This window comes from Pseudanabaena sp. 'Roaring Creek', assembly GCF_001402795.1.
Lineage (GTDB): Bacteria > Cyanobacteriota > Cyanobacteriia > Pseudanabaenales > Pseudanabaenaceae > Pseudanabaena.
The window spans coordinates 1-9902 of the sequence record NZ_LIRE01000325.1; the positions used below are offsets into that span (position 1 = coordinate 1).

Sequence of the window (9902 nt, forward strand, 5' to 3'; positions counted from 1 at the left end):
AAATAGGTAAGGATGGGCGGCGCGAAGCGCCGCCCATCCTTACCTATTTAGTACTTTTCGCAGTACAATGGGGCAGTCGCTATCCTCTATGTTGTAAGCATAAATATTCCCTTGATTTCCCTTGAATCTGTTACCGAGCTTTACCATCAGCCTTTGTTGTCTCTAGTATTTGAGGCGCAATCAGTCCATCGCCAATATCACCAAACCGATACCGTCCAGTTATGTACGCTATCAAACATTAAGTCAGGGCGATGTCCCGAAGACTGCAAGTATTGTCCTCAGAGCGCTCGTTATCCTACAGAGGTAGAAACCTATCCGCTCCTCCCTTTAGATGAGGTGATCGATCAAGCTCGCGAAGCAAAGAAACATGGTGCAACCCGCTTCTGTATGGGGGCTGCATGGCGCAATGCCCCCGATGGAGAAGAGTTCGATCGCGTAATCCAAATGGTGGAAGCAGTCGCAGGCATGGGAATGGAAGCTTGTGTAACGATGGGGATGTTGCGTCCCGAACAGGCTCATCGCTTAGCCAAAGCAGGGCTAACTGCCTATAACCACAATCTTGATACTTCTGAAAGTTTCTATCCCGAAATTATTACGACTCGAACCTATCGCGATCGCCTCGAAACCATTCAGTATGTCGCTGAGGCGGGGATTCAAGTTTGTTGTGGCGGCATTGTCGGTATGGGTGAAACCGATCGCGATCGCATTGATCTTTTGTATACCTTAGCCAATCTCAACCCCCAACCAGAGTCAGTACCTATTAACGCGCTATCGGCGGTCAAGGGAACTCCCTTTGGCGATCTCGAAGCGATCGATCCGCTTGTCATCGTCAGAATGGTGGCAACGGCAAGGGTATTAATGCCTCAAGCGATCGTACGTCTTTCGGCAGGGCGCGATCGCTTGAGTACCTCCGATCAAGCTCTCTGCTTTCTCGCAGGTGCCAATTCTATTTTCTCTAGCGAGAAACTCCTGACCACTGCCAATCCAGATTGGCAAGAAGATAGCATCATGTTTGAGAAGCTCGGTGTCAAACCCAAAGATCTTGTAAGTAGCTAGGGAAGAGCGTACCGCCCGCTTAGCGGGCGGTACGCTCTTCTAGGTTTGGTTTTTTAATTATGCTTAACTACTTATATAGCTGCCGCCAGTTTTGTTAGGACAAAATCAAAAACCAAAAGGGAGTTGCCGCGCGGAGCGCGGCAACTCCCTTTTGGTTTTTATGTCCTGATACAGTTGGCGGTAGCTATATCAGGCAAATTCAGGTCTACCCTGTGACATAAAATGTTTTTGAGAACTCATTTCAGGTTCTCCATCCTTAGGAACCCGCTGGGTATAGGTTCCATCAGAACTGAGATCCCAAGCTTGGCGATTATCGGCGAGGATAATTTCGAGAATTTGTTTCAACTCTTTAATCAAGGAAGTATTTTCAATAGGGGTAATTACTTCTACGCGAGCATCAAGATTGCGCGGCATCCAGTCCGCACTACCAATATATACCTGCTCGTCACCACCATTACTAAAATAGAAAATCCGCGAATGTTCGAGGAAACGCCCAATCACGCTAATTACGCGAATGCGATCGCTTAAGCCCTTAACCTTGGGACGAATGCAGCAGATACCACGAATGATCAGATCGATATTCACGCCTACCTGAGAAGCCTCATAGAGAGCCATGATAATTTCAGGATCGACCAGTGAATTCATCTTCGCAATAATGTAGGAAGGATAGCCCTGCTTTTGATGCTCGATTTCACGATGAATCAGTTGGAGAAACTTCTCCCGCATGTTGACAGGGGCAACTAGTAGCTTGCGATAGTCCCTTTGACGGGAATATCCTGTCAAATAGTTAAACAAATCTGTTAAATCAGCTCCCAACTCATTACAGCAGCTAAAGATGCCTAGATCGCTATAAAATCTGGCGGTTTTGGGATTATAGTTACCCGTACCGATATGAACGTACCGTACGAGGCGATCGCCTTCCTGACGCACCACCAAAGCCGTCTTAGTATGGGTTTTGAGATTCTTCAGCCCATAGACAACATGCACGCCCGCATTCTCCAGTTTTCTCGCCCAGAGAATATTATTGGCTTCATCAAATCTTGCCTTTAACTCCACCAATACCGCCACCTGTTTGCCATTTTCCGCCGCACGAATTAGGGCATGGACAATGGGAGAATCCCCAGAGGTACGATAGAGAGTTTGCTTGATGGCAAGGACATTAGGATCGTTTGCAGCATCTTCAATAAATCGCTGTACCGTCGTTGTAAAGGATTGATAGGGATGATGAACGAGAAAGTCCCCCTCTTGAATGATTTCAAAAATATTTTTCTCATCATCTTCCCTTTCCTTTAATCGAGGATGCGTCACCGATTTCCAAGGTTTGTCCTGATGCTCAGGTAATGGCAAAAAAGCGATCGCCATCAATGCCCCTAATCCGATCAATCCTGGAATATCGTAAACGTCCGCTTCGGTAATACCCAGTTGAGAAATTAACTCCTTGCGAATTTCGGGGGGGATATCATTGGCAATCTCCATGCGAACAACTGGTCCAAACTTTTGCTTGCGTAGTTCTTCCTGTAGCGCCGAAATCAAATCATCTGCTTCTTCTTCTTCAATATCCAGTTCTGCATCGCGGGTAATCCGAAATGGATAGTAACTCAAAATATCCATTCCCAGAAATAGCGATTCGAGATTATGGGCAATTACCTGCTCTAGAGGTACAAAGGTATGATCGTCAGTCTCAGGAATTTTCACAAACCGAGGCAATACATTGGGAACCTTAACCCTTGCAAAATTCTTCTCACCAGTCTCGCGATCGCGAACAATGACAACCAAGTTCAAACTAAGATTAGAAATATAGGGAAATGGATGGGCAGGATCGACCGCTAGGGGCGTGAGAACAGGGAATAATTTTTCCTGAAAATAGGTTTTGAGATAGCGTTGATGCTTTTTATCAATATCTTTGTAATCTAGCAGTTTCACTCCATGTCGATGTAATTCTGGACGTAGCACGTTCTCAAAAAACTCATGCTGCATGGAGATCAAAGGCACGAGAGCCTGTCGGATTGCCTGTAATTGAGCTTCTAGATTGAGCCCATCATCGGTAATAACATCCATCTGCTCCGCAAACTTTTTCTTCACCCTTGCGACTCTAACCATAAAGAACTCATCAAGGTTAGTACTAAAAATCGCGAAGAATTTAGCTCGCTCAAGTAATGGAGTACGAGAATCAATCCCCTCACTCAAAACCCTTTTATTAAAGGCAATCCAGCTTAACTCTCGATTAAAAAGGTACACGGGTTTCTCAGATACTTTTTTACTTTTTTTCTCAGTTAATACTACTTCTGTCGAAACTGGGCTAACGACCTCTACGGTATCTTCTAAATTCTCTTCTGAAGGATCTAACAGTTCAACTGCAGGCTCAATGACATCAACTTCTGGCACATTTGCGTTTTTCTGAATTAGATCTTTTTTTACTCTAGTCATAGGTGCAAAGCTATTATTTTTTCAAATTGTTAGCGAATTCATATCAGTTATTTATAAAACATATTAAGGAACTTGCTATTAATTAAAGTACCTGTGGTTTCGACTAAGCTCCGCCAGTGTTAGCTGAGCGTAGTCGAAGCTATGTAATGTGGTGGGTATTTCTTATTCGCAAGTGCCTAAGTAGCTAAGGAGAATAAGTAAACTTAAAACTTAGAAGAGCGTATCGCCCGCGTATCGGGCGGTGCGCTCTCTGGTTTGAGTTTTTAATTATGCTGAACTACTTAGCATTACTATTTCACTTATGAGAAAAATATTAATCCGATCTTGCTCAGCCAAGGTATTCCGATGGCTGGGCAAGGTCGAAGCCTCTCTCAACAGATCGCCACCAAACAACTAACATAAATTACTAATAACTAGACTACAGAAGTATTGAGTCTCGATGTGTGAGCTTAAACACTTCTAAAAGCAAAGGGCAGGTTAAATAGTCTGCCCTTTGCTTTTAGTCTTTTGCTTTTAGTCTTTTGCTTTTAGTTTTTTATAATTAGTCCTTTGCAACTAGTCCTTTGCAACTAAGAACTAACCTAAAATGGCTTCGATATCTTTACGCAAACCTGCATCTTCAGGAGCAACATTAGAGGGATAGTACTTTACAACATTGCCATCTTTATCGACAAGAAACTTGTTGAAGTTCCATTGTACTTGGTTCCCTGTCGTATCCGTAAGATATTTATAAATATCAACCATATTAGCACCCTTAACAGCTACTTTACTGAACATGTCAAAGGTTACGTCATAGTTAAGAGAGCAGAATCCTTTGATTTCTGCTTCCGAGCCTGGCTCTTGAGCACCAAAGTCATTGCTAGGGAAACCTAGAATCTCGAAGCCGCGATCTTTGTATTCACGGTAAAGAGCTTCTAACCCTTTGTATTGCTTAGTATAGCCGCACTTAGAGGCAACGTTAACCACCAAGGCAACTTTGCCTTTGTACTGGGCAAGATCGACTGGCTGACCATCAATGTTAGTAATTTTGAAATCGTAGAGGGTAGACATATTTCAGTTTGGCTAGGATGAATTTGAGAAGCGTTTTTCGTAGTTTTTTGAGGTTACTAGTTACTATAGTTAAGTAAGTGGGCTTAATTAAATATAAAGTCCTAAAACCTGCGGCGCACGCGCAGCGTGCGCCGCAGGTTTTAGATCTGGATTTTAATTATGCCCAGCTACTTAGTAAAAACTAATTTCGCAACTATTTAGCTTTTTGTTGCAATCTTCATGGCAAGTGTAATTATTCTGATTGGTGTACCTGCAAGTGGGAAATCGAGCCTTGCTGAAAAAATGATGCGTGCTTCTAATCAGAATAGCCAGATCCAGACTAAGTTAATTAGCCCCGATCGCATTCGCGCTTCACTTTACGGCTCAGCCGCGACCCAGGGAGATTGGACCGAGATTTGGGAGCAAGTACAACAAGAATTTACAAATGCCGCGAAGTCGCAACAATCTGTAATATATGATGCCACAAACTATAAACGCGAATATCGGAAAGACATTATTTCCTTAGCAAAGGAAAATGGGTTTAAGCCTATTACTGGAATTTGGCTCAATGTACCACTCTGGATCTGCCTATCCCGCAATGAGATGCGCGATCGCGTTGTTCCCGATGATATCGTGGTGGACATGTATCGCACTCTATCCTATACGCCACCGACCTTGAGCGAAGGTTTCGATCGCATCCTGTTTCGCGATGAAAAGCTAGACAATGAATGGATCGATTAATCTCGATTAATTAAGTAGCTAGGCATAATTAATTACAAACTAAAACCCGTAAAGTTGCGCCCCTACGGGGCGCAACTTTACGGGTTTTGGTAATTTATTTTGCACAAGCACTTATGGATTGATTAATTTGTCTTTGCCTATTTCTCGTTTTGTGTTAGCTTAAATAGACTCAATCTCTAAGGGGTACAACGGTTTAAAATGGCTAAGCGCCGCAATCAGAAAAAAGAAAAAGCTCTTCGCAACCAAGCGTATGCGCGTAAGTTTCGTAAGCGCACCCCTATGGGTCGCTTTGGGCGTAGAAGACCAATGGGCAGCTATAACGATCCTGAAGATTCTGAATCCAATGGAGCTGCGGACACGGGTGCAGCCGATACGGGTGCTGCGGACACGGGTGCTGGAATTGGTAAGTTCTAAGTTGAATTCTGGTGATTATATCCCAGTTTTCTCAAGATGATGACCCCACATTTTGCCCTTGCCTTACACACAACCACCACAAAGTTAGAGCTTGCGATCGCGGAGATTAACCCAAACGCCGATCGTAGTTCTCAAGTTTATATCACTCACAAACAGCAGTCATGGGAACTAGGCAGAGAATTATCTGTGCAGTTGCATGACTGCTTGAATATGTTTGTGGGTGATATTTCATGGCATGATTTTGTTTTTTTAGCGATCGCCACTGGTATCGGCAGCTTTACTGGTACGAGAATTGGCATTGTGGTCGCCAGAACCCTCGGTGAACAGTTAAATATCCCTCTGTATGGAATTAACTGTGATGAAATTATAGCGAGATCGCAGCAATTCCATCCCCCATTATCTTTAAGCGAAAGTTTATTAGCGATCGCCCAAGATCGCTGGCAATCGGGAATTTATCCGCGATGGCAAGATGCTTTGCCATTGTACGAACCCTAAATAATACCAATTCACGAAAGTGTTGTCACACTTTCGTGAATTGGTATTATTTACTTGTGCTAAATAAATTATGGAAACCTGTAAAGTTGCGCCCCTGCGGGGCGCAACTTTACAGGTTTTGATCTGCAATTATAGCTATCGCCAAATGTACTAGGACATAAACCCCAAGAATTGAGTGGCGGCGCGAAGCGCCGCCACTCAATTCTTGGGGTTTGATTTGTCCTAATTCTAGCCTTTAGTAGATTTGGCAACAGGTTCGACATTTAAAAATGGTAGAATTACTTTGCTGAAGGTAGATAAAAGTTGGATTTTACTCACTAACGCTCGACTAACGATCGCTCGTCAGGAATATGAGGGAACTATTTTATTAACCCAGCAAAATCCACCTAGGACGGTAGTTATTCCCAGCTTGACCTATGCTTCAAGACGCGATCGCCATTCGTCATTACCAAAAGATTACAGACTCCTTAGTCGAAATGTCAGAGCGCGGCTATCGCTCTACCGACGAAATGAGACTTTTTTTAGACGGTTACTTAGCGGCTCTGCGCGTTACTAATGCTGTAGAAGTCCATCATATCCACCGTCTCGAAGAAGAAGTAATTCGATTTCTGTATGATTCCTCTAACTTTGCATCTCCCTATGAGTTGGAAATGGAGATCGAGCGCGGCGAAAGATAAACGCTGTGGCGCACGCCTAAGGTAAGGGGGGTTTGAAAGCGCTCTTGCTTAACGACTTGCAATCCCTCCTGTTCGCAAAATATATCAAGCTGTTCGCTTTCTTCGGGTAGCCATTGACCACGATAAAGTACTGCTGTGCCACTTTTCTTTAAAAATGGCAAGCAATAGCTAGCGCAAGTAGCTGGCGCACCCACAGCCCTTACTAAGGCTAGGTCATACTTTTTGCTATATGGGGCAACCTTATTTAAATCTTCCACTCGTCCCGACTGGGCGATCGCGTTATCTAATTGCAAAGCTTGAATTGTTTCCTTCACAAAGGCAATCTTTTTCTGTTTGCTATCGACTAGGGTCACTTGCCATGAAGGTTTTGCGATCGCGATCGGCAATCCAGGAAAGCCTGCCCCCGTTCCGATATCAATTACTTTAATATTTTCCTGTCCCCAAAAGGCTAATACGCCTCGTAATGAGTCCCATAGATGCTTTTCCCAAAAATCCTCGAAGGCAGTAATGCGCGTTAGGTTTTGCTTGGAATTGCCCTCTAGCACAAGTTCATATAATTTTTCAAACTGGTCAACTTGAGTGGGGCTAGGCAACCAATTAAGCGTGGATTGCCAATGGTCGAATAAATGGGAAAAGTGGGGCATAAAAAACTTTCTGTAGAGATGGCGCTCTGCACCATCTCTACTTTACTAGTGATCGATCTAACCTTATATCTTTCCTTTGATGTTTGTCGAATTTCGACATTAGACGATAAGATCGAAGAAACATTAAGATTCATGTAGCAATGCTAAGCGATCGCCCAGAGCATAACTTGTGAGCTTACCGCTCAAAAGTAACTGGCGATCGCCAATTGCCTTTATTTCAGTATTTATGAGAGTTATCTGTTTACAGTGGTTAATCTCAGCTAAGTACCTTACTCCCTTCCCGCTATAAAATTAGACATTAAAAACCAAGAATTAGTGTTGCGGCGCGAAGCGCCGCAACACTAATTCTTCACTGGGAAGGGAGTAGCACAATTAAAATACAGAGCTAAAACCTGCGGCACAGGCTGCGCTTGCGTTACAGCTTTTGACTCTGGATTTTAACTATGCCCAAACGCTTAATTTCAATTTCAATAAAAAGTTATAAAACATTTTAAAAAGGTAAAAATCAATGACCGAACCAGTCACCAAGCCCCGTACCGCATTCACTAAAGATGAGCGTGGCATTCTCAATAATTGGGCGATCGAACCCAAAATGTATGTCGATCAAGGCGACGATCGCTTTGGTTTAACGGAATATGCCGAATTGATCAATGGTCGTTTGGCAATGATTGGTTTTGTGAGTTTAGTCGCGATCGAGCTGGTGACTGGTAAAGGTCTGTTACAAATTATCGGTTTCTAAGTATTCCTAAATCATTTATGAGAAAAACAGGGCTTCGACTGCGCTCAGCCATCGGCATAGGTTAGCTGAGCGCAGTCGAAGCATCTCACAACTCATTTATAGCTGCCATTAACTGTATCAGGACATAAAACCTAAAAGAGTATTGCCGCGCTCTGCGCGGCAATACTCTTTTAGGTTTTAATTTTGTCCTAATATAACTGGCAATAGCTATATTAAAAACCTATGTCGATACCTCAAGACCCCATCCAATTTTTAACCCTAGAAGAAGCTCGGGCGATCGATGGGGCAATGCTTTCCATGATGGAAAAATTTATGACGCGCATCACAATCTCCTCACTGCGTATCGTTGCCAAAATCGCTCAAGGGCTGAGCATTCATGCTGAAGAGCTATCCCCACAGCAAATCGTGCAATGGATTGAGCATGATTCGCAGGTGCGGCAAGAACAAGGTGAAGATGCGGCATTTCTGAAATGGACTTCGCCTCATCCCGATTTAGATTTTGAGGATACGAGACAGGATGAAGTGACTCCAGCCAAGCTATCGAGTCATGAAAAGTTCTTAACTCGGATGGTGATTTCTGCCATGCAAGCGCTAGGTGCGATCGCCAAAGATTACGGCGTTCATCTTGAAGAATTAAGCACGGAGCAAATAATTGCTTGGGTAGAACGCGATGCGAAGGTCAAGCGAGAACAGGGCATTGAGGCAGCATTTTTATCTTGGTAGTTTTATTTGAGCAGGTTCTAACGTTTTGTAAAGCTAAGTAGGTCAAACAAATCATTGACCGATACTTGCCAGCCTTTTAAGCCTTCTAAGACAGGTAGCAGATCTTCGCCTCGATGACTGTAAAAGCGATCGCCTTGAAAGCTAAGTATGGTTCTTTCTTGAGGAGCAATGAGCCAACCAAGTTTCGTACCATTTTTAATGGCAAAGCTAATTTTATCGATTACATCAATCGACGATTGTTCGGGTGAGAGAATTTCAACGATCCAATCGGGCGGAATTTCAATCCTGTTAATAATTTCGCCGTTAGCATCTAGGGGAATATGCTCCCATGCAAATACGGCGATATCTGGAACAATAGATCTCCCTGCAAAGGTGCAGCGCAGTTCAGGAAAAGCAAAAAGGATTTGTTCGGGTTCCCCAAGCTGATTAATTTTAGCAACTAATTTTCCCTGCAATGTGCTGTGCCTTCCCTGTGGCATCGGTTTCTGATAAATATTTCCGTTGATATATTCACTAGCGGGCTTGGTTTCAGGAAGCACTAAAAAATCTTCCAGCGCTATAAGGTTGGGTTGGATTGGTTTCGGTTGAATCGCGATCGCCATAAAGCTGCCTCTTAATAAATCAATTACTAAATCAATTACTAAATCAATCAATTACCAATTCACATCTCCTCACCATTTTCCAAAATCAATGCGTTATTGATTTACTTTTTCTATTTTTGCCTATCTCAATTTTATAGCTACCGCCAACTGTATCAGGACATAAAACCCAAGATCGTGTTGTCGCACTCCGCGCGACAACACGATCTTGGGTTTTAATTTTGTCCTAACAAGACTGGCGGTAGCTATAAATCGCTAAGCTGCATTTTCTCGTATTTCTCAAAAGGTTGATGAATCCAAGGATTGTCTGCCAAGAAATCCACGTAATAGTCGGGTTTGGCGACAGAACAAGCTTTAA

Annotated in this window: 11 protein-coding genes and 1 pseudogene; 7 read left to right on the top strand and 5 right to left on the bottom strand. The window is 43.4% G+C overall.

From position 1 onward, the window contains the following. Positions 1–111 precede the first annotated feature (111 nt). Positions 112–1056: a biotin synthase BioB gene (bioB, locus tag AC805_RS11005; RefSeq protein WP_082429469.1), complete on the top strand. Its 945-nt coding sequence runs from the start codon at positions 112–114 to the stop codon at positions 1054–1056. Between the two features lie 189 nt (positions 1057–1245). Here bioB and ppk1 read toward each other — a convergent pair whose 3' ends face one another. After that, positions 1246–3483: a polyphosphate kinase 1 gene (ppk1, locus tag AC805_RS11010; protein ID WP_055075481.1), complete on the bottom strand. Its 2238-nt coding sequence runs from the start codon at positions 3481–3483 to the stop codon at positions 1246–1248. 576 nt (positions 3484–4059) lie between these two features. Beyond that, positions 4060–4533 carry a glutathione peroxidase gene (locus AC805_RS11015; RefSeq protein ID WP_055075482.1) on the bottom strand — a complete coding sequence of 158 codons (474 nt, stop codon included), beginning with the start codon at positions 4531–4533 and terminating at the stop codon, positions 4060–4062. 219 nt (positions 4534–4752) lie between these two features. Here AC805_RS11015 and AC805_RS11020 point away from each other — a divergent pair, with 219 nt between their 5' ends. The 4 genes from AC805_RS11020 (at position 4753) to AC805_RS11035 (ending at position 6839) form a co-directional block, all read left to right on the top strand. Next, on the top strand, positions 4753–5253 hold the full coding sequence (locus AC805_RS11020; RefSeq protein ID WP_055075483.1) for an AAA family ATPase: 501 nt from the start codon (positions 4753–4755) through the stop codon (positions 5251–5253). Positions 5254–5451: 198 nt separating this feature from the next. Next, a complete protein-coding gene (locus AC805_RS11025) occupies positions 5452–5667 on the top strand; it encodes a hypothetical protein (protein WP_009625842.1) in 216 nt (71 codons plus the stop codon). 36 nt (positions 5668–5703) lie between these two features. After that, positions 5704–6162 carry a hypothetical protein gene (locus tag AC805_RS11030; RefSeq protein WP_231662675.1) on the top strand — a complete coding sequence of 153 codons (459 nt, stop codon included), beginning with the start codon at positions 5704–5706 and terminating at the stop codon, positions 6160–6162. Positions 6163–6578: 416 nt separating this feature from the next. After that, positions 6579–6839, top strand: coding sequence for a DUF6761 family protein (locus AC805_RS11035; RefSeq protein ID WP_009628288.1), 261 nt, complete (start codon positions 6579–6581; stop codon positions 6837–6839). Here the strand turns inward: AC805_RS11035 and rsmG are convergent. Then, complete coding sequence (gene rsmG, locus AC805_RS11040; RefSeq protein ID WP_055075485.1) at positions 6800–7483, bottom strand: 16S rRNA (guanine(527)-N(7))-methyltransferase RsmG; 684 nt, start codon at positions 7481–7483, stop codon at positions 6800–6802. The genes AC805_RS11035 and rsmG overlap by 40 nt on opposite strands. A gap of 508 nt (positions 7484–7991) precedes the next feature. Here rsmG and AC805_RS11045 point away from each other — a divergent pair. Beyond that, positions 7992–8222, top strand: coding sequence for a chlorophyll a/b-binding protein (locus AC805_RS11045; protein WP_055075486.1), 231 nt, complete (start codon positions 7992–7994; stop codon positions 8220–8222). A 222-nt stretch (positions 8223–8444) separates the two neighbouring features. After that, entirely contained in the window at positions 8445–8945 is a 501-nt protein-coding gene (locus tag AC805_RS26235) for a hypothetical protein (RefSeq protein WP_055075487.1), read from the top strand. Positions 8946–8962: 17 nt separating this feature from the next. Here AC805_RS26235 and AC805_RS11055 read toward each other — a convergent pair whose 3' ends face one another. Both AC805_RS11055 and AC805_RS27335 read right to left on the bottom strand, forming a co-directional pair. Beyond that, a complete protein-coding gene (locus AC805_RS11055; RefSeq protein WP_055075488.1) occupies positions 8963–9547 on the bottom strand; it encodes a Uma2 family endonuclease in 585 nt (194 codons plus the stop codon). Positions 9548–9789: 242 nt separating this feature from the next. Further along, positions 9790–9902: pseudogene (locus AC805_RS27335) on the bottom strand (phosphoribosyltransferase); the annotation flags it as partial.

Bases quoted from the DNA above. Each gene is read 5' to 3' on its own strand.
- ppk1 (WP_055075481.1), bottom strand. From the start codon at position 3,483: ATGACTAGAGTAAAAAAAGATCTAATTCAGAAAAACGCAAATGTGCCA.
- AC805_RS11015 (WP_055075482.1), bottom strand. From the start codon at position 4,533: ATGTCTACCCTCTACGATTTCAAAATTACTAACATTGATGGTCAGCCA.
- AC805_RS11020 (WP_055075483.1), top strand. From the start codon at position 4,753: ATGGCAAGTGTAATTATTCTGATTGGTGTACCTGCAAGTGGGAAATCG.
- AC805_RS11025 (WP_009625842.1), top strand. From the start codon at position 5,452: ATGGCTAAGCGCCGCAATCAGAAAAAAGAAAAAGCTCTTCGCAACCAA.
- AC805_RS11030 (WP_231662675.1), top strand. From the start codon at position 5,704: ATGATGACCCCACATTTTGCCCTTGCCTTACACACAACCACCACAAAG.
- AC805_RS11035 (WP_009628288.1), top strand. From the start codon at position 6,579: ATGCTTCAAGACGCGATCGCCATTCGTCATTACCAAAAGATTACAGAC.
- rsmG (WP_055075485.1), bottom strand. From the start codon at position 7,483: ATGCCCCACTTTTCCCATTTATTCGACCATTGGCAATCCACGCTTAAT.
- AC805_RS11045 (WP_055075486.1), top strand. From the start codon at position 7,992: ATGACCGAACCAGTCACCAAGCCCCGTACCGCATTCACTAAAGATGAG.
- AC805_RS26235 (WP_055075487.1), top strand. From the start codon at position 8,445: ATGTCGATACCTCAAGACCCCATCCAATTTTTAACCCTAGAAGAAGCT.
- AC805_RS11055 (WP_055075488.1), bottom strand. From the start codon at position 9,547: ATGGCGATCGCGATTCAACCGAAACCAATCCAACCCAACCTTATAGCG.